Source organism: Ruegeria sp. D4 (genome assembly GCF_056534475.1).
The window spans coordinates 153120-172676 of record NZ_JBQFPJ010000005.1 but is presented as its reverse complement, the minus strand read 5'-3'; the positions used below and the strand labels follow the sequence as shown (position 1 = coordinate 172676).

Here is a 19557-nt window from a genome sequence, read left to right as displayed (position 1 = left end):
CACGTGGGACACCAGCGCTGTGGTCGCCGAATGAGGGGGTTCGAGCCAACGGAATTCGCGAATCGTACCAAACGCGCGCAGGCGTTGATGGATGACGCAGGTTTGTCCGCGCTGTTGCTTACCACGGAAACCGACGTGCGGTACTTTACCGGATACCTGACCAGGTTCTGGGAAAGCCCGACCCGCCCCTGGTTCCTGATCTTGCCTGCGGCCGGTAAACCTGTCGCTGTTATTCCCTCCATCGGTGCTTCGCTGATGGGGCAGACTTGGATTGATGATATCCGAACGTGGAGTTCACCCGACCTGCAGGACGACGGCGTCTCGCTTCTGGCCGATGCCCTGAGGGAGTTGACGCCAGCCGACGGTCGTATCGGAATGCCCGATGGTCACGAGACCCACGCGCGTATGCCCATGTCGGATATTGAACGTCTGCGTATCAGTCTTGGCTCGCGCCGTGTCACAGGAGACCACGGTATTTTGCGCCAACTGCGCACGGTCAAATCCGAGGCAGAGATCACCAAAATCGAAACCGCATGCGGCATAGCCGGTCGGGCATTCGCCCGAGTTCCCGAGATTGCCCGGGTCGGCGTGCCTTTGGATGAGGTTTTTCGTCGTTTCCAGATACTCTGTCTGGAGGAAGGTGCCGACTGGGTGCCGTATCTCGCGGGTGGGGCAGAGCAGGGCGGTTACTCTGACGTGATTTCGCCTGCCTCTTCGTCGCCTTTGGCGATTGGCGATGTACTGATGCTTGACACCGGCCTGGTCTGGGATGGGTATTTCAGCGATTTCGACCGCAACTGGTCTGTGGGTCCTGCAAATCCCGACGTGAAATCTGCTTACGCTAGGCTGATTGAAGCGTCCGGCGCTGCGTTCGAAATCGCGCGGCCCGGCGCGACCGCGGCGGACTTGTTTCATGCCATGAATACGGTGCTGACCAAGGACTCTGAAGGCACGGATGCAGGGCGATTGGGACACGGATTGGGAATGTCGCTGACCGAATGGCCGTCTCTTATCCCGACGGACCAAACCGTCCTTGAACCTGGTATGGTGCTGACGTTGGAGCCGGGTATTGCGGTTGGTGACAAGATATTGGTTCACGAAGAAAACATCGTTGTAACAGCCGACGCCCCGCGGTTTATCAGCCCGCGCATCGGGCCGGAGATGATCGAGCTATGACCCACGTTCCCTACACGCTTGACGAAGACGACCCGCAGGCTTCGCCGCTTGGGTTGATTGTTCTGCAAGTCGACGAAACGATTGAGCCGGAATTCAGTGCGTATTTCTCAGACCGGAAGAACCCGCTTTACATAACGCGAATACCCAGTGGAATCGAGGTAACAACCGAGAGCCTTGCGGAAATGGAGAAAGCCCTGCCGGCGGCGGCGGGGTTGTTGCCAGGCGCGCGGCCTTTTCGGGTGGTTGGATATGGCTGCACGTCGGCCAGTTCGGTCATTGGATCAGAGCGTGTGGCAGAGCTTGTAAAGCAGGCGTGCAATACAGATGAAGTGACAAATCCATTGCGTGCCGCTACGGCCTGCGCTGCGCACCTAGGTGTTTCGAAATTCGCGCTGCTTTCTCCTTACATCGAGGAGGTCAACGCACCGCTGCGAAACGCGTTCTCGGAAAACGGAATAACCATGGATGTATTTGGAACCTTCGGGCAGGCCGAAGAGGCAAAGGTTGCGCGGATTTCGGTCCAATCCGTGGTTGAAGCCGCAACTGAACTGGGATCTGATCCGTCGGTTGAAGCCGTCTTCCTTAGCTGCACGAACCTTCGCACCCTTGATGCTATCCCCGAGATTCGTGAGCAGATCGGCAAGCCGGTTCTTTCGAGTAATCAAAGCCTTGCATGGCATATGCGTCGCCTCAACGGTGTTCACTGAGCGGTAAAGTTAAATTCAAAATGCGGAAATGCGCTATATATTGTTGCCAAGTGCCTACTGCATGGTCTTAACTGCTGCTTACAGATCAATGAAATCCGATACTCTCGGATAATCATTTGACGAAACAGGGGGTCTTGTGACCGGTACATTAAACGACGCCGCGTTTGTCGAATTCCAACGCGTTCAGAAGTCTTATGATGGCGAGAACCTCGTCGTTAAAGATCTAAATCTTGCGATGCCCAAGGGTGAGTTTCTGACAATGCTCGGGCCGTCAGGTTCGGGTAAGACGACATGTCTTATGATGCTCGCAGGGTTTGAAACCGCCACCCACGGTGAAATCCTGCTTGATGGCAAGCCCATCAACAATATTCCACCGCACAAGCGCGGAATCGGTATGGTTTTCCAGAACTATGCTCTGTTTCCGCACATGACAGTGGCCGAAAACCTTTCGTTCCCGTTGGAGGTCCGCAAGCTGGGCAAGTCCGAGCGGGAGGAAAAGGTTCAGCGCGCTTTGGATATGGTTCAGATGGGCCAATTTGGAGGTCGACGTCCGGCTCAGTTGTCCGGTGGCCAACAACAGCGGATCGCCTTGGCGCGCGCCCTGGTTTTCGAACCCGAACTGGTTTTGATGGACGAACCCCTGGGCGCATTGGACAAACAGCTGCGCGAGCATATGCAGTTCGAAATCACGCGCCTTGCGCATGAACTGGGAATCACCACGGTCTACGTTACTCACGACCAGACCGAGGCCCTGACCATGTCAGATCGTGTTGCCGTGTTTGACGATGGCCGCATTCAGCAGCTTGCGCCGCCTGATCAGCTGTACGAAGAACCGGAAAACAGCTTTGTTGCGCAATTCATCGGGGAAAACAACACCTTGGAAGGTGTCGTTAAATCGATTGGTGGTGGCACATGTGTTGTCCAACTGGATGATGGCTCTGAAATCGACGCGGTTCCGATCAATGTTCACAAACCGGGTGAACGGACCAAGGTGTCGATCCGGCCTGAGCGGGTAGAATTCAACAAGAATCGCCTGCACGCGGATGCGCATACTCTGAAGGCAACCGTCGAAGAGTTCATTTATATGGGCGACGTTTTCCGGTTCCGGATGTCCGTCGCAGGGAACGATGACTTCATAGTCAAAACCCGGAACGCACCAGACGCAATCCGCCTGTCCCCGGGGCAGGAGATCGAGATTGGTTGGCTGGCTCAGGATTGTCGTGCGCTCGACGCATAGACCAAGTCGCGCGGAACAAGCGCGACCTCACTGAGGGACTGGCTGGTGAATACCCGTGCATCAGCCGACCACACACATAAACGGGAAGAACTGGGAGTTATACATGAAAACAACCAAAACATTGTTGACAGCAGCGGCACTCGGGGTGATTGCTGGCGGTGCCTTCGCACAGGAAATGACCATCGTTTCCTGGGGCGGGGCCTATTCCAAGTCGCAGCTGAAGGCCTATCACGAGCCCTATTCCGAGAAGACCGGGGTGACCATCCTGAACGATGACAGCTCGAACGAAGCTGTGGCCAAGCTGCGTGCGATGAACGAAGCGGGCAACATCACCTGGGATGTGGTTGACGTTGTCGCTGCGGATGCAATTCGTCTGTGCGATGAAGGGCTTGCGCTTGAAATCGACTTTGACACCCAACTCGCTCCGGCGCCCGATGGAACACCGGCCTCCGAGGATTTCGGCGACCTGCTGGTCAGCGACTGCTTTATCCCGCAGATCGTCTACTCCACCACCTTCGGTTACCGCACCGATCTGGTGGGCGATACTCCACCGACCGACATCTGCGCCGTGTTCGATCTGGAAACCTATCCCGGCAAGCGTTCGCTGGAAAAACGCCCGATCAACAATATGGAATGGGCGCTGCTTTGTGATGGCGTGGCCAAAGATGACGTCTATGACGTCTTGGCCACTGCCGATGGTCAGGACCAGGCGCTGGCCAAGCTGGACACCATTAAAGACAGCGTTGTCTGGTGGTCCGCCGGTGCGGACACACCGCAGTTGCTGGCCGATGGCGAGGTTGTGATGGGTTCGACCTATAACGGTCGTTTGTTCAGCGTGATCGAAGAGCAGAAGCAGCCCGTCGCCATGCTTTGGGACGCGCAGGTGTTCGATCTGGACGGCTGGATCATCCCGGCCGGCCTGAGCGAAGAGCGTCAGCAGCGTGCGCTGGACTACATTATGTTCGCGACCGATACGCAGCGTCTGGCGGATCAGGCCAAGTACATCTCGTACGGCCCGGCACGCGCTTCGTCGGCTCCGTTGGTTGGTCAGCACGCCGATCTGGGTATCGACATGGCACCGCACATGCCGACCGATCCGGAGAACGCCAAGAACACGTTCCTTTACAACTACGAGTTCTGGGCTGACTACCGCGACGATATCGACGCCAAATTCCAGGCGTGGCTGGCGCAATAAGCAGCCGTTGAATTGGTGACACTGTCAGGGGCGGATTCCTGCCCCTGACCCAGAAAAAGCCAAGGGACAACAATGACTGACGCAACCCAAAACGCGGGCCCCATGCTGGCCGCTGATGGAACACCGCTTAAGCAGTCGCTGGCGCGTTCGCTACGACGGCAAAAGCTCCGGGCGTTGATGTTGGTTGCGCCGCTTCTTCTGTTTGTCCTGTTTTCATTCCTTGTTCCCATTGCATCGATGCTGTTCCGGTCGGTTGAAAACAGCATCGTGTCCGACACTCTTCCATTGACTGTTGAGGCCCTGAACAACTGGGACGAACAATCAGGAGAGTTGCCGGGCGAGGATGTGTATGACGCATTCGTGCGCGACATGATTGTTGCGATTGACAACAAAGAGCACACAAAGCTCGGCACGCGTTTGAACTATGAAGAGACTGGTATGTCCTCGATGTTCCGCAAATCCGGGCGTCAGATCAAAAAACTGGATCCTGAAACGGACGGGCCGTTCAAGGAGAAGTTGATCGAGATCCACGACGGCTGGGGGGATCCACAAACCTGGCGGGTGATGAAAACCCATTCACCGACGATCACCAACGGTTACTTCCTGAATGCCGTCGATATGCGCAGAACGCCGGAAGGGGCGCAGGCCCAACCGGAAGACAAGCAGATCCTCATCAAGCTTTTCGGACGCACGCTGTTCATGTCGCTCGTCATTACGGGTGCCTGTATCTTGCTTGCGTACCCTGTCAGCTATCTATTGGCGACGCTTCCGATGCGGGTGTCGAACCTGTTGATGATCCTGGTGCTGCTGCCATTCTGGACATCCCTTCTGGTTCGGACATCGGCCTGGAAAGTCATGTTGCAACAACAGGGGGTCATAAACGATACACTTGTTTGGTTGGGGCTGGTAGCGGACGACTCTCGACTGATCATCATCAACAACCAGATCGGCACAATCGTCGCGATGACGCATATCTTGCTGCCGTTTATGATCCTGCCAATGTATTCAGTGATGCAGACCATTCCGGCCACTTACACGCGCGCGGCCAAATCCATGGGTGCGACGAACTGGACGACTTTCTGGCGTATCTACTTCCCGCAATCCATTCCGGGGATCGGCGCCGGGTCGATCCTCGTGTTCATTCTGGCGATCGGTTACTACATTACGCCCGAGATCGTGGGCGGAACCAAAGGCGTCTTTATTTCGAACCGGATCGCCTATCACATCTCGTCCTCATTGAACTGGGGGCTTGCCGCGGCCTTGGGTACGATCCTTCTGGGGGTCGTGCTGCTGCTCTACTGGGTCTACGACAAGATCGTGGGCATCGATAACGTGAAGTTGGGATAATCAAGATGGCTGCACTGACACCGATATCCCGCAAACCCATGTCCATGGTTCTGCCCAGTGTCGCACTGGCAGGGGCTTTTGCCGGCATCTTTGTCGGCGCAGGAAATGGCTCGGTTTTTCTTGGCATTCTGGGTGGAGCTGTCCTGATTACGGGGCTGGCCTGGGTCTACATAAATCTTGTTAAGAATGAAAAACTCGCACGGTGGATCAACATCGTCGGATTCGGCGTCATAGGGTTTTTGGTGGCCGGCCTGATGGGCGGCGTCTTGGGTTTACTCGGCGGCTGGTTTTTCGTCTGGTTTATCTACTGGCTGTACGAGGGGCGCTATCGGCGCAAGCTTTTGCCGTACCTGACAGCGCAACAGGTGTTTTACCACTATCTGTTTCGCGTGATCTGTGGTGCGATCTTCGTCTTCCTGATCACGCCGATCCTTGTGGTGCTGCCGCTGTCGTTCAACGCGCAGGACTTCTTCACCTTTACGCCCGAGATGCTGCGGCTGGACCCGGAAGGCTATTCGCTCAAGCACTATCGGGACTTCTTCACCAACAACGAATGGCAGCGCAGCTTCAAGAACTCGCTCATCATTGCGCCGATTGCGACGGTTATTTCGGTATCGCTGGGAACTCTGGCCGCCATTGGTCTTAGCCAGTCCCACGTTCCCGGGCGCCGCGCGATCATGGGTATTCTGATTTCTCCGATGATTGTCCCGCTGATCATCTCGGCGACGGGCATGTTCTTTTTCTACAGCGATATCGGACGGTTCCTTGAAGGCACGCTGGGCATGAACAAGAACTTCGTGGGCTATCTGAAAGTGATTTTGGCCCACGCCGTGCTGGGTATTCCCTTTGTGATCATAACCGTGACGGCGACTCTGGTCGGTTTTGACCGGTCCCTGACCCGGGCTGCGGCCAATATGGGCGCGGGGCCGGTGCGGACCTTCTTCAAGATCCAGATGCCGCTGATCCTGCCCGGCGTCATCTCGGGTGGTCTGTTTGCCTTCATCACGTCATTCGACGAAGTGGTCGTGGTACTGTTTGTCGGTTCCGCCAGCCAGAAGACCTTGCCGTGGCAGATGTTCACCGGCCTGCGTGAGCAGATCAGCCCGACCATTCTGGCGGTTGCGACAATCCTGGTGGTCTTGTCGATTGCCCTGTTGACCACGGTCGAACTGTTGCGGCGCCGTTCCGAACGGTTGCGGGGTCTTTCGCCCGCTTGACGTAGCAAACAGTCTGATCTATCGATTCACCTGTTCATCTCCGCCGCGATGGCGTCGCGGCGTCTAAGGAGGTGATCGGCTCTCGGACCCCGAGACCGCCTGTCCTGAACGCCGGGACATGTGGCCGGGGATTGCACACCCGGCAAGGATGAGAGACCAAAGATGACTGACATTTCAAACCGCCCCGAGTTCTTCACCTGCCACAATGGTGACAAGGCCCCGTTGCCGTTCAGCAAGGCCGAGTATGACCGCCGTCTTGGCAAGCTGCGCGCCATCATGGCCAAGCGGGATATCCCCGTCGTGCTGCTGACGTCGATGCAGAACATCGCCTACTACTCGGGCTTTCTGTATTGTTCCTTCGGTCGCCCGTATGGCTGCGTTGTGACCCAAGACAACTGCACCACCGTGTCCGCCAATATCGATGCCGGGCAACCGTGGCGCCGGTCGGTTGAAGACAACGTGATCTACACCGACTGGAAGCGCGACAACTACTGGCGTGCCGTTGCAAGTCTGATCGGAAACGCCAAGCGGGTCGGGATCGAAAGCGACCACATGACCATTGCGGCGCGTGAAACTGCCCTGCGCATGCTGGGTGCCCCCGAGTTGGTCGATGTCGCGCCCGATACGATGGCGGCTCGTATGGTCAAATCCGCAGAGGAAATTGAACTGATCAAGGGCGGCGCGCGCACTGCGGATGTTGGCGGTGCGGCCATTCACGCGGCCATCCGCGAAGGCGTAACCGAGATCGAAGTTGCAATGGCGGGTCGAGACGCGATGGAAGAGGAAATCGCGCGTGCCTATCCGGATGCCGAATACCGCGACACCTGGGTTTGGTTCCAATCCGGTCTGAACACCGATGGCGCACATAACCCGGTGACAAAACGCGCGCTGCAAAAGGGCGATATCCTGTCCCTGAACACCTTCCCGATGATCTCGGGCTATTATACCGCACTGGAACGGACCCTGTTTCTGGGCGAGCCGGATGCCGACAGCCTGCGCCTTTGGAAGGCAAACGTGGCCGCGCACGAACTTGGCCTCAGCCTGATCAAGCCAGGCGCCACCTGTTCCGGCATCACTGCCGAGATCAACCGGTTCTTTGCCGACGAAGGCCTGCTTCAGTATCGTTCTTTCGGCTATGGCCACTCTTTTGGTGTTCTGAGTCATTACTATGGTCGTGAGGCCGGTCTGGAATTGCGTGAGGACATCGACACTGTGCTGGAACCCGGAATGGTCGTATCGATCGAGCCGATGCTGTGGATTCCCGAAGGCCAGCCCGGTGCGGGCGGTTACCGGGAACACGATATTCTGGTGGTGGGTGAAGACGGGGCCGAAAACATCACCGGTTTCCCATACGGACCGGGTCACAACATTATCGGTGCCTGATGATCAAGGGGGTGGAGCTTTGGCTCCACCCTTTTATGGATGCGCGCCGAGCAGGTATACATCGGCAATAATAGTGTTCCGGTTTTCGACGTATGGAGATTTCCCGAAAGTCGAAATTCCCTCGAGATGTAGATTTAGTCAGCCAGAAGCGGGCAGGGCGGCCGTCCTTCTGGGAATGCCAAGCCTTCGGAAATCAGTTTCCACCCGCTCTCCAGTCTTCAACCCTTCGCGTGCCAGCCGTTGTCGACATAGGTGGCTGTTCCATTGACGAAACTCGCATCATCCGAGGCGAGGAATACCACGGTTCTGGCCACTTCTTCAGGGTAGCAGATGCGCCCCTGCGTTGCGGCCATGCCGCTGTCCTCCCATTCCTGGCCGGCGGCGTCCAGTTCAGCAATTTCCTTCAGCCCATGTGCTGTTTCAACAAATCCGGGACAGACCGCGTTGCAGCGTATTCCGGCGTCCCGATACTCGGTCGAGATCGTGCGGGACAGTTGCAGGACGGCGGCCTTGGACATGCAGTAGACGGACTCCAGCGCGTACCCCAACTCGGCAGCGATCGACGAGGTGATGACGATCGAACCACCGCCGTTCTCGGCCATCTCTTTCACCGCGCGTCTGCAAACAAGGAAAGCAGATTTCACGTTCAGGTCCATCAGCCAATCGTATTCTTCTTCCGATGTCTCATGCAGTGATTTTACGATGATCGAGCCTGCATGATTGAACAACACATTGTATGCCCCGAACTCGGCGACGCTGGCATCAAATGCGGTGTCGATATCACGGGCGCTGGTGACGTCGCAGTGAAAGAACTTAGCTTTGCCGCCCTGATCACGGATCATCTGAGCTGTTTTCTGACCCTCGTCATCGTTGATATCGAAGATCGAAACAGTTGCGCCTTCCTGCGCGAACAACAGGGCCGTTGCACGCCCCATCCCTGTTGCTCCGCCGGCGATGACAGCCGTCTTTCCTTCCAGTCTTGCCCGGTGTGCCATCAATCCCTCCCGTTTTTCAGATACACTCACCCCCGTCGATCACCAACGCGTGGCCCGTTATGAAGGTGGACATGTCAGAGGCCAAAAACACGACCGCGTCGGCGATTTCATCGGCCTTTGCCCAACGCCCCATGGGGATGCTGTTCGCGATATAACTTTCCAAAGCCACCCGCCCGCCCATCTGGGTTTCAAAGCCAGCGTTGAATGGTGTGTCGACCCAACCGGGGCACAGCGCATTGAACCTGATATTGTCCTTGGCATAGTCCGCAGCCATCTGGCGCACCATCGCCACAACTGCGTGCTTCGTGGTCGCATAGGCAATCATTTCGCGGTCATACTGCACCCCAGAATTGGACGAAGTGATGATGACGCTGCCGCCGCCCTGCGCACGCATCTGCCCGACCACCGCCCGTGCCGCAACGAAATGCGCCCGTACGTTCAACCGCCAGCTTTCATCCATGCCTTCGGGGCTGACCTGTTCCAACGTGCCCTCGACCTGAATACCTGCGTGCGAATGCAGTATGTCCAGTCGGCCTAGTTTTTCGATTGTCGTCCGGAGTGCGCCAACAACGGCGCCGTCATCCGTCATGTCCAGCGCAATGCTGTCGGCACTGCCGCCATTTTCCATGATTTCTTGGGCCGTCGCTTCGGCCAGTTCACCGACAAGATCGGTTACGACAACGTGCGCCCCGCACTCAGCCATCGAGATGGCACTTGCCCTTCCGATACCGGATCCTGCCCCGGTCACAAAGGCAATGCGACCGTCGAGAGAGATCTTTTCAGAACGTGTCTTCATGAGCTTAACAGCTGTCATTTCTTCTTGTCTCCCCTCCGCAGAAGGACCTGGGCTGTGATCAATAGGACCAATGACGCGGCCAGAACCATTGTGCCTATGGCGTTGATCTCTGGCGTGACACCGCGGCGGATTGACGAAAAAACGTAAATTGGAAGCGTTGTCTCGGACCCTGCGACAAAGAATGCGATGATGAAGTCGTCAAAGCTGAAGGTGAAGCTTAATAGAAACCCGGCCAAAATCGCTGGAAAGATCAATGGCAAGGTGACCTGTCTAAACGTGCCAAATGGCGTCGCATAGAGATCCGACGACGCCTCGGTCAGGGTGGCGTCCATGCCGGAAAGTCTTGCGCGAACAATGATCACGACAAGGGCCATCGTGAACATGGTGTGCGCTGCAATGAGAGAGCCTATACCCATGTTGAGCTTTGGCGGCTCAGCCCCTTCGGGCCAGAGCGCTGCAATGCCCGGGTTCACGAAGTTGAACACAGTGACAAGTGCGATCAGGGTCGCAATTCCGATGACGATGCCGGGTATCATGATGGCCACGTAGATCAAACCGTCGAAGGCCGTGCGCATCGGCCCGCGGATACCTTGCAGACCCACAGCCGCCATTGTTCCGAACAAAGAGGCCAGAGTGGCCGATACAAGTGCCACGATAAGGCTGGTTTCCAACGCATCCATAACGAACGGGTTGTTCAGCGCCTTGCCGTACCATTGCGTGGACAAACCTTGCAGCTGGCTGGCATGGCGTCCGGCATTAAAACTAAAGAGCGCTATGACCCCGATTGGGATATAGAGAAACAAGTAAACGCACAGAGCATACAGTCGCATTTCATCCCCCTACATCAACGATACGTCTTCGCGCTGGGTCCCCAGTCGCGAGATCAGGCGCATGTAGATCGTGACCGAGATCAGCATGATGAACACCAGCGTCGCTGCCACCGCCGATCCATAAGCCCAGTTGCGCGATTGCAGGAACAGATCGACCAGCGCGTTGCCAACAAAGAACACTTTGCCTCCGCCCAGCAGCGCCGGGATCAGGAATTCCCCCATCAGGAGTATAAACACGAGCAGACAGCCCGTGGCCACGCCGGGCACCGACAATGGCAAAGTCACTTGCAGGAAGGTCCGCATAGGTGTGGCACCAAGGTCTGAAGAGGCTTCGAGCAGACGCTTGTCCAGCCGGTCGAGACTGACGAAGATCGGAAACACCATCAGCGGAAGGTAGCCATAGATGATACCAATCAAGACCGCGAAAGGTGTATTGATAAGACGTGGCTTTGCGAACCCGATAAAGTCGATCAGTTCTGGAATTCCGCGACCGCCCAGCAGGAATATCCACGCATAGCTGCGGATCAGGATCGAGGTCCAGAACGGAACGATCACCAGAACCAGCAGGATGGTTTTCCATTTAGGATCAGCCCTGACGGCCAGAAAATACGCCAGCGGATAGGCTATGAACAAGGCGGCAATGGTGCCGACCGGGGCAAGCACCATCGTGTTTTTGAACGCCGTCCAACGTGCCGGAAGGTTGGCGTATTGTTCCAGCGTGAAAGCCGGCACATATCCGCCAGCCGGGCCGCGTTCCCCAAAGCTGAAGATAAGAACGACCGTCAACGGCAGCACAAGCATCACCAGGAACCAGGTCCCGGCCGGGGCCAGCAAGAGCCAGTTGCGCGTTCTCGCATTCATGTCGTTCTCATCTCCGGTTTGCGGACTTTAGGCAGATTTGAACCGGGCCATAAGTTCAGCGCGGTTCGGGTCGGTCAGCGTTACCGCCGCACCGAATTCAAGCGCGTCCAGAAGTTCCTGCGCCGGATACAGGATCGGGTCGTTCTGCAACTCCTCAGGCAACATCGCGATCGATTTCGCATCTGCTGTCGGGTAGCCGTGCGCCAGCACCTCTTTAACGTTCACGGCGGGATCCAGCAGGTAGTTGATCAGCGCATAGGCTGCATCTATGTGGGGCGCCCCTTTCGGGATGGCGTAGTAATCGCTCCACAACTCGCCGCCTTCCTTGCCGAGGATGTACATGATCTCGGGCATGTCGGTGTTCAGCTGTTTGCCGTCACCAGACCAGGCCATCGCCAGTGTCGCGTCTCCGCTGCGCATGGACGGCTGGATGTCCGATGAAATTGCAAACAGGTGCGGCTTTGCGTCAATGAGCAGTTTCTCGGCGTCGGCCAGTTCCTTCTCGTCGACCGAGTTGAAGGAATAGCCAAAGTATTTCAGCGCGTTCCCGATCGTTGTCAGCTGATAGTCATGTACGATTGTACCGCCAGACAGATCTCCCATCGTCAAATCAAAGAATTCTTTCCAGCTCGACGGCGTGGGCGCACCGTTGAGTTGGCTGGTATTGGCGACAAAACCGGTCGAGCCCCAGTTTTTGGGAACGGCGTAGAGCTTGCCATCGACCGAGCCGGCCTCGGCATAACGCGGGTCATAGGCGGACGCGTCGTAGTTCGGCAGCCGCGATGTATCGAGCGGTTCGATCAGGTCTTCACTGACATAGGTGGTGATGGTGTAGTTGGTCGGGACGTACACGTCCCAGCCGGTTGCCCCGGCCTGAAGCTTGGCCAACATCTCTTCGTTCGACCCAAAGACGTTGACCTGAACATTGGCACCGGTCGCTTCGGCAAAGGCGTCGAAATTGGCGGTGTCGTGGTAGTTCGGCCAGGTGGCGAGAACCACGCGATCCCCAATATCGCCGGATGCCCAGGCGGGACCCGGCCGAAGACCCGGCACGGCCGAGCCAAGCACAGCCGTCGCCGCCCCCAGACCCGTCACACCGAGAAAGTGCCGGCGTGTGACCGAACCGCGCTTGTAGCGGTACAGCTCTTCCATGAATTTCTGCTTCGAGATGTGATCCGGTGTTTTTGTCATGAGTTTTCCCCTGTTGGCTGGATCGTTAGGTTAGTCTCCGGAAAGGATGAGCGCTCCGCTGGCGTTCCAGGACGCAAAGAGCGGCTCATCCACTTTGAACGATCCCTCGTTCAATTCTGACTGGCGTGGCGACAACACCAGGAACTCTCCCAGTGTGTCATGCCTGACCAGGTATTCGGTATGTTCCCCCAGAAAGATGCGATTGAGGACTGTGACCCCAAGGTCGGTTTCTGCCTTTGATGTCCTGCTGAGGTGGATTTGTTCAGGCCGAACGCTCAGGCCGACGGCTTCTCCCAAATTCAGATTGAATGGGTTCTGTCCCGTGACGGATTGCCCGGTAACCAGCTGCACATCGGCATTTTGGTTACTTGTTGCAGTGATCGAACCGTTGAAGATGTTGGTCGTGCCAACAAAACCAGCCACATATCGGTTTGCTGGCCGGTCATACAGGTCCTGTGGGCTGCCGACCTGCTCGATCCGGCCGTCGCGCATGATGCAGATCCTGTCACTCATCGACAGCGCTTCTTCCTGATCGTGGGTTACTAGGACAAAGGTAATGCCCAGACGGCGCTGGATGTTTTGCAGCTCGATCTGCATTTCCTTGCGCAATTTTCTGTCCAGCGCCGCCAGCGGTTCATCAAGCAGCAGCAGCTTGGGTTCGTTCACGATAGCTCGGGCAAGTGCTACGCGTTGTTGCTGTCCACCGGACATTTCCCAAATTCGGCGCGCTTCGTACCCTTCGAGCCGAACAATTTCCAATGCCTTGCTGACCTTTTGCGCGATCGTCGCTTTGGGCAGCTTCGGGCGCCGCTGTTTCAGACCGTATCCAATATTCTGTGCAACGGTCAGGTGCGGGAACAGTGCGTAATGCTGAAACACCATGTTGACCGGACGCAGATGGGCATCCAGCGAGTTCACCACCTCTCCGTCCAGCAAAACATCGCCTTCCGACGGGCTTTCAAAACCTGCCAGCATTCTAAGAGCCGTTGTCTTGCCGCACCCGGACGGACCTAGAAATGACAGAAACTCTCCTTCTGCGATTTTCAGGTTTAGATCATTGGCCGCCAACACGTCCCCAAACCTTTTGGACACGCCGCGAAGCTCGGCGATTGTGCTTCCTGTCGATCTGTCCGATTGTTGGGTATATTCACCGTTTGGCATTTTTTCGGGACATATCCTCATTTTTGAAATACCACTTGTTTCAGGTAAACGGTAAAAAGTTTGTCGATTCTTGTATATATCACGAATGTGGTATTCAAATTTGAGTAGGAGGCGGCCGTGACAGATTGGTTGACCGAAGCAGGCGCAGTCATAGCTGCTATCGGAACAGACGATTTCTCCCAGACGCTTTCAAAATCTCTGCAGGAAATCAGTGGGTTCGACTATACTGTCATATTTGGGTATCTCGGATCAGCGCGCCCGATCGACCTGTTTGACGATTTCCCAAAATCGAAGCGGAAGATCATGGTTGAGGATTATCAGGAGGGTCCATATCTTCTGGATCCGTTTTATCTGGCCAGCGCAAACTCCATTGATCCAGGTCTGTACCGGTTACGTGATCTGGCACCAGATCGGTTTTATCAGGGTGAGTACTTTCGAAATTACTATGTTCAGACCGGTTTGGCCGAAGAGATTTGCTATGTAGTTGACCTGCCTGACGAGGCAACCGTTTGTGTTTCCTTAATGCGGGCCGAAAAGGCTTTCAGTGCCAAGGACTTTCGGGAACTGGGGAAGGCCTGGCCGGTGGTCAGTGAAACCTGCAGGCATCACTGGAACGGATTGGCCGGAGAGTTTGGACAGAAACCGGCAAACACGCGCCGCAGGGGGCGGGTGCTGAATGTGGACGAGGCGTTTGAAAAGTTTGACGAAGGCCTGCTGACGCCTCGCGAAAAGGAGGTTGTCGAGTTTACCCTCAAGGGCCATTCCGCTGACGCAGTTGGCCGAATACTGGGTATTTCTCCAGGAACGGTTCGTATTCACCGCCGGAACATATACTCCAAGCTTAGAATCCGGTCTCAGGGAGAGTTGTTTTCGCGGTTCATCGACGCGCTGTTAGGGCCGGAAGAAAAGTGAAGCCCTCAGCGACGAACCGTTTGGCGCTTTCCAGAAACCGTTCCCAGCGGTGGGATGTTTGGCAGGCATAACAATTGCGCTTGCTGGGCCGGAATGGTTCCCGGTTTGTCAAAGCAACTGAGCCACCACATCTTCCGCCGCTCGCAAACCTTCCAGGTGGGCGCCACTGACAGAGCATTGTTGGTTGGGATGTGTCGCTTCGCCAGCAAAGTGGACCCATTCTGCATGGGGTTGTCGCAAAACGGCACGTTGGCCATAGCCCCCCGGCTGGGATCCTGCGTAAGACCCAAGCACGTATGGTTCATGTCGCCAGGCGGTTGCGTGTCCCTTGATGAATTTTTCTCTGATGGCCGAGCCGAAGAAACCAACCAGCGTCTCGAGCGCATGTTCGATGGCGCTTTCAGGTCCTGCGTTCTGCAAGTCCTTGGAAAGGCTTCCGGAACTTTCAAAGCTGGTGAGGCCGGTGCTTGAGATGTTGCAAAGAAAGCCTCCGCCGCGGGCCACTCCGGACGCGTCGGGTTCTAAGTGGTAGGTCAGCCATGTGTCGGGTTGCACGGGTAAGGCACCGGGGTGAAAAAGAAGGCCTGCGTGATTGTAGTCTCCCATAGTAATGAGTTCGAGCGCTGCGCGCCGGTCGGATTCAAGGGGAGGATCAAAACGGATGACGTCTTCGGCCAGCACCCCGACGGATACTGTTACGACCACGGTGCGCGCTTTGGTTTTGCCAGTCGCCGTGGTTACCTGCACACCGTCACTAAGGGCTTCGATTTCTGTGACCGGACTGGACAGTTTAATTGGAAGACCCTGCGCCGTGCACGCGATGAGGTGCCCGAAACCTTCACGGCAAAACCAGTCGTCGCCACCCTCCCAGGCAATGATGTCTCGCAGGGATGTGTCCGGCAAATCCCTGGCAAGCGACAGCGCAAATGTCATGGCTGCCGTAAATGACCAAGGTCCCTTGTCTTCCCAGATGTCAGCCAAAGACCGGTCGGTTGGAACTCCGGTACTTGTTTCAATTTCTGCATCGATGCGCGCCGCTTCAGCTATGTCTTTGTGGATGTCCTCTACTTCGTTCCAAAGAACGGCATCATTTTTAAGACCGTATGTCATTGCGTTATCCGGGGCCGCGTAAAGGTCAAGGCCAAGCGCAAGACCCGGCGCTTTCAGAGCGTTGGCATGTTCAGCGTGCATCCAATGCGCCCCCACGTCGAAAGGGACGCCAAAGATTTCCGTATCCGTGTGGGTGCGCCCCCCGACGCGGTTCGATGCCTCGACACAGACAACTGACAAACCTGCCGACATAAGAGCCCGGGTCGCCGCGATTCCCGCTGCGCCAGCGCCCACAACGACGACGTCATAGTCAAACGCGTTCACTTTGTTTCCTCCGGCGCATTGAGTGGCCTGTGTGTTGAATTCAAAGATTGCACTTCGACTGCTCGCCGTCGCGACGCCCACCAATCATCAGAAGCTTTCTGAGGTGTGATCCTTATCGCAGGCGTTATCATGCCTCAGTGCATCCATCCAAAACGCCAACCATTTCTGTCACTGAAACCCCTTCGTAACGGGCCAGATCAAGCGGGTCTTCGGCGTCAAATTTGCTGCACCTCCGGTAAATTTCCAGCATCTCGGCAGAGATTCTGCCGTTCTGATAAAAGTACATTGCGGCCGCATACCTTGTGGCGCCGGAGCCTTGGATTCCGACTTCCGTCACAAGGAGTTGTTTTTGAAGTTCTGCTTCCGACATAGAACGCGCCCTTGTTCACGTCTTGGGCGCAGCCGACATGGCGGTATTGAGCGACGCGACTTCATCTTCGCCTGGCGCGGTTTCTGAATTGTAGACGGGCAGTATTTTGCGGAGGTGGTCGTGATGTGACCGGACACCATATTCGAGGTCCGAAAGGTAGAAACCCTCGAACGATTCCGAAGCCATGGATTCGTTCGACCAGATCGTCAGTTGAATATCTTCCTCCACGGTTTCGCGATCAATCCGGGCGGCGAGATACCGGGCTGCCCTTTGTTGGCGATCTTCGTGCGGATTTCGATATGTTGCGCTCCGCAGCACGGACTTTTTCGTCGTGATTGGAAACTCCTGATAAAACAACATTGTCTCGGGAGTCACAGCAATTACAGCGTTTGGAAAAATGCCATAGTAAAGCCAGGTTTTGTGCAAGTGTTCGGGCAGGTGGGGTTGGGGCTTTGTGAACTTCTTGTAGTTGCGAACAGCCCATCTACGCCCTTTCGTCGGTGTGAAACTTGCATCAGAGCGTGAGACGCCATCGACATAAGGTTCGTCTGAATAGGTTGAACCGTACAAATCCTGCAGGGCAGGGTGCGCAAGCGGTACGTGGTACCCTTCGTTGTCCACGTCTCTGATTGATTTCCAGTTGACCGGCGTCTCCTCCGTCCAGATCCCGTCTGTCGGAACATGTTCGGCCATTTTGTAGGCTGAGATTTCCTGTTCAATCGGGGCCAGAAGTTCCGCCACAGATGGCTGGGGGCCCGGTTTGAAGCGAATAAACACAAGACCGTGCCAGATTTCCATTTCAAGTTCTTTCAGGCCGAACTTGTGCTTGTCCAGGTCCGGAAAGGACTCTGGCCGGGCGGCACCACGCAGCGTTCCATCAAGATTGTAAACCCAGCCATGAAATGGGCAAACCAAGGCGTTTTCACACTTTCCTTGATCTTTGGGAACGAGCCGTGATCCGCGATGACGACAAACATTAAGAAACGCTCGAATGTCCGAATTGTTGTCTCGTACGATCAGTGCGCGCTCGCCGCACATGTCGAAACAAAGAAAGCTGCCGGGTTCCGGAACATCCGAAACGTGACATGCTATTTGCCAATGGGTTTTGAACAGATTGCTCTTTTCAAGGTCCAGAAGAGCGGTGCTGTGATAGCACCAGCCCGGCAGTCCACGTCTGTCCCAATTGGCTGGAACTTCGATGTTCCGGGGTTCGTCATGCATCAGTTCAATCCGCGTAGTTTTGACTTGATCAGCCAGTGTTTTGGTCAGTTCGGCCAAACCAAGCCTGCGATCTTGGATTTCAGTTGGATCAGCCATCGTTCGATTAATTGTAGATTTTGCCCAATTTGGTCCGTTCGTCAATCGTTTCTGACTGAATGGTCATTCAAAGATAGATCCAAAATGGTTCCCTGCGACCCAATTGAGGTTGATGCGTGCGCGGAAAGTTAGAAAGTTTTCTGTCAATTAAGCGACTTGTCGGCTTTTGATCAAAATTGGATCAGCTTTGCTTGACAGCGGCGATTTCATCAGACTACCGTTTTGAATGGCCAGTCAGATAAATTCATGATGATTGGAGGGCAATGGGGTGCAAGATGAGCAAACCTGTCAAAAGGGGGGCTCATAAAAACAGTGTTCAGCAGACAAAGTAAGCAAAATTGCTGCAGCCACCACTCAGGGAGAGGAAGCGAAATTATGAACTCAATCAGGAAAGTCGCCGGGGTTACCGTTCTCGCAGTAACGGCTACTGCAATTTCCGGGTCGGTACTTGCACAAGAGCGTGTATTGAAAGTCACAAACTGGGGGGAATACATCGCTGAAGACACGATCGAGAACTTCGAAAAAGAGTACGGCATCAAGGTAATTTACGATCCGTACGACTCGGCTGAAGCAATCGATGCCAAGCTGCTGGCAGGAAACAGCGGCTATGATGTGGTCAGCCATGCAGGCAGTGATACGGCGCGGCTGATTAAGGCCGGCATCGTCGCGGAGCTTGATATGTCGAAGCTGGACAACGTTCAGCACATTGATCCGGCTATCATGGAGCAACTGGCTAGTGAGTGGGACCCGGGCAACAAGCATTTCATTCCGTATATGTGGGGAACACACGGGGTCACTTATAACGAAGAATTGGTGAAAGAGACGTATCCGGACGCGCCCATCGGTTCGATGGACATGGTGTTTGATCCCGTGCACATGAAAGAGCTGTCCAAGTGCGGTGTTTCTTTCCTGGATTCTCCGGGCGACATCATACCGATGGCTTTGGCGCACATGGGGTTGGATCCGAATTCCACGAACGCAGAAGACTATGAAAAGGTCGGAGAAATGCTGGCCGCAGTCCGCCCGTACATCAAAACCTTCGACAACTACGCGTACCAAAGAATGCCTCAGAAAGAGTTCTGCGTCTCAACCACTTGGGGACCGGATGGCCTTCTTGCGATGTCCGGGGCAGCCGAAGCCGACACTGGGGTTGTGCTGGACTTCTTCCTGCCTGAAGGCGAGCGCACCGCGCAGTTGTGGATCGACGGTTGGCTTATACCGGAAGACGCAGCCAACAAGGAAGACGCGCATCTTTTCTTGAACTATATGATGCGCCCTGAAGTTGCGGCCAATGACAGTAACTTCACCTGGTATGCGACTGCCAACCTTTCGGCCAAGCCAATGGTTGACGAAGCCGTCACATCCAGCCCGGCCGCATTCCCGACGTCTGATCAGGTTGCCAAGATGTACACAACTGCGGTTCTTCCTCCCAAGGTCGAGCGTTTGCAGACCCGTACCTGGACTGACTTCAAAGCCGGTAACTAATCC

General features: G+C 55.7%; 18 protein-coding genes. 9 read left to right on the top strand and 9 right to left on the bottom strand.

Going from position 1 to position 19557, the window contains the following annotated elements; translation table 11 throughout:
• The first annotated feature begins 30 nt into the window (after nt 1-30).
• The 7 genes from ACR0MI_RS10070 to ACR0MI_RS10040 all read left to right on the top strand — a co-directional run bounded on the left by ACR0MI_RS10070 (nt 31) and on the right by ACR0MI_RS10040 (nt 8262).
• Entirely contained in the window at nt 31-1176 is a 1146-nt protein-coding gene (locus ACR0MI_RS10070; RefSeq protein ID WP_170614520.1) for a M24 family metallopeptidase, read from the top strand.
• Nucleotides 1173-1883, top strand: a complete 711-nt coding sequence (locus tag ACR0MI_RS10065; protein WP_170614521.1) for an aspartate racemase/maleate isomerase family protein — start codon at nt 1173-1175, stop codon at nt 1881-1883. Before ACR0MI_RS10070 ends, ACR0MI_RS10065 begins: the two co-directional genes overlap by 4 nt.
• A gap of 136 nt (nt 1884-2019) precedes the next feature.
• Nucleotides 2020-3120 (top strand): ABC transporter ATP-binding protein, encoded by a 1101-nt coding sequence (locus ACR0MI_RS10060; protein ID WP_170614522.1) that lies wholly within the window; start codon nt 2020-2022, stop codon nt 3118-3120.
• A gap of 103 nt (nt 3121-3223) precedes the next feature.
• On the top strand, nt 3224-4315 hold the full coding sequence (locus ACR0MI_RS10055) for an extracellular solute-binding protein (RefSeq protein WP_480854265.1): 1092 nt from the start codon (nt 3224-3226) through the stop codon (nt 4313-4315).
• Between the two features lie 72 nt (nt 4316-4387).
• A complete protein-coding gene (locus tag ACR0MI_RS10050; protein WP_170614524.1) occupies nt 4388-5662 on the top strand; it encodes an ABC transporter permease in 1275 nt (424 codons plus the stop codon).
• 5 nt (nt 5663-5667) lie between these two features.
• Nucleotides 5668-6879, top strand: coding sequence for an ABC transporter permease (locus ACR0MI_RS10045; RefSeq protein WP_170614525.1), 1212 nt, complete (start codon nt 5668-5670; stop codon nt 6877-6879).
• 162 nt (nt 6880-7041) lie between these two features.
• Complete coding sequence (locus ACR0MI_RS10040) at nt 7042-8262, top strand: aminopeptidase P family protein (RefSeq protein ID WP_170614526.1); 1221 nt, start codon at nt 7042-7044, stop codon at nt 8260-8262.
• Nucleotides 8263-8480: 218 nt separating this feature from the next.
• Here ACR0MI_RS10040 and ACR0MI_RS10035 read toward each other — a convergent pair whose 3' ends face one another.
• From ACR0MI_RS10035 to ACR0MI_RS10010, 6 genes are read right to left on the bottom strand one after another with little or no spacing between them, the layout of a single operon-like run.
• Nucleotides 8481-9257, bottom strand: coding sequence for an SDR family oxidoreductase (locus ACR0MI_RS10035; RefSeq protein WP_170614527.1), 777 nt, complete (start codon nt 9255-9257; stop codon nt 8481-8483).
• A gap of 16 nt (nt 9258-9273) precedes the next feature.
• Nucleotides 9274-10032: an SDR family oxidoreductase gene (locus tag ACR0MI_RS10030; RefSeq protein WP_170614672.1), complete on the bottom strand. Its 759-nt coding sequence runs from the start codon at nt 10030-10032 to the stop codon at nt 9274-9276.
• Between the two features lie 35 nt (nt 10033-10067).
• Nucleotides 10068-10883 carry an ABC transporter permease gene (locus tag ACR0MI_RS10025; RefSeq protein WP_480854261.1) on the bottom strand — a complete coding sequence of 272 codons (816 nt, stop codon included), beginning with the start codon at nt 10881-10883 and terminating at the stop codon, nt 10068-10070.
• Between the two features lie 9 nt (nt 10884-10892).
• Nucleotides 10893-11744 (bottom strand): ABC transporter permease, encoded by an 852-nt coding sequence (locus tag ACR0MI_RS10020; RefSeq protein ID WP_170614529.1) that lies wholly within the window; start codon nt 11742-11744, stop codon nt 10893-10895.
• Between the two features lie 27 nt (nt 11745-11771).
• Nucleotides 11772-12935: an extracellular solute-binding protein gene (locus ACR0MI_RS10015; RefSeq protein ID WP_170614530.1), complete on the bottom strand. Its 1164-nt coding sequence runs from the start codon at nt 12933-12935 to the stop codon at nt 11772-11774.
• A 30-nt stretch (nt 12936-12965) separates the two neighbouring features.
• A complete protein-coding gene (locus ACR0MI_RS10010) occupies nt 12966-14096 on the bottom strand; it encodes an ABC transporter ATP-binding protein (RefSeq protein WP_170614531.1) in 1131 nt (376 codons plus the stop codon).
• A gap of 117 nt (nt 14097-14213) precedes the next feature.
• Between ACR0MI_RS10010 and ACR0MI_RS10005 the strand changes: the two genes are divergently transcribed.
• A complete protein-coding gene (locus ACR0MI_RS10005; RefSeq protein WP_170680549.1) occupies nt 14214-15008 on the top strand; it encodes a helix-turn-helix transcriptional regulator in 795 nt (264 codons plus the stop codon).
• Nucleotides 15009-15116: 108 nt separating this feature from the next.
• Here the strand turns inward: ACR0MI_RS10005 and ACR0MI_RS10000 are convergent, their stop codons facing one another.
• The 3 genes from ACR0MI_RS10000 to ACR0MI_RS09990 all read right to left on the bottom strand — a co-directional run bounded on the left by ACR0MI_RS10000 (nt 15117) and on the right by ACR0MI_RS09990 (nt 18069).
• Nucleotides 15117-16382 (bottom strand): NAD(P)/FAD-dependent oxidoreductase, encoded by a 1266-nt coding sequence (locus ACR0MI_RS10000; RefSeq protein ID WP_170816701.1) that lies wholly within the window; start codon nt 16380-16382, stop codon nt 15117-15119.
• A gap of 127 nt (nt 16383-16509) precedes the next feature.
• Nucleotides 16510-16752, bottom strand: coding sequence for a hypothetical protein (locus ACR0MI_RS09995; protein WP_170614534.1), 243 nt, complete (start codon nt 16750-16752; stop codon nt 16510-16512).
• 15 nt (nt 16753-16767) lie between these two features.
• On the bottom strand, nt 16768-18069 hold the full coding sequence (locus ACR0MI_RS09990; protein WP_480441274.1) for an aromatic ring-hydroxylating oxygenase subunit alpha: 1302 nt from the start codon (nt 18067-18069) through the stop codon (nt 16768-16770).
• 375 nt (nt 18070-18444) lie between these two features.
• Here ACR0MI_RS09990 and ACR0MI_RS09985 point away from each other — a divergent pair, with 375 nt between their 5' ends.
• Complete coding sequence (locus tag ACR0MI_RS09985) at nt 18445-19554, top strand: extracellular solute-binding protein (RefSeq protein ID WP_170614535.1); 1110 nt, start codon at nt 18445-18447, stop codon at nt 19552-19554.
• Nucleotides 19555-19557: the final 3 nt, after the last annotated feature.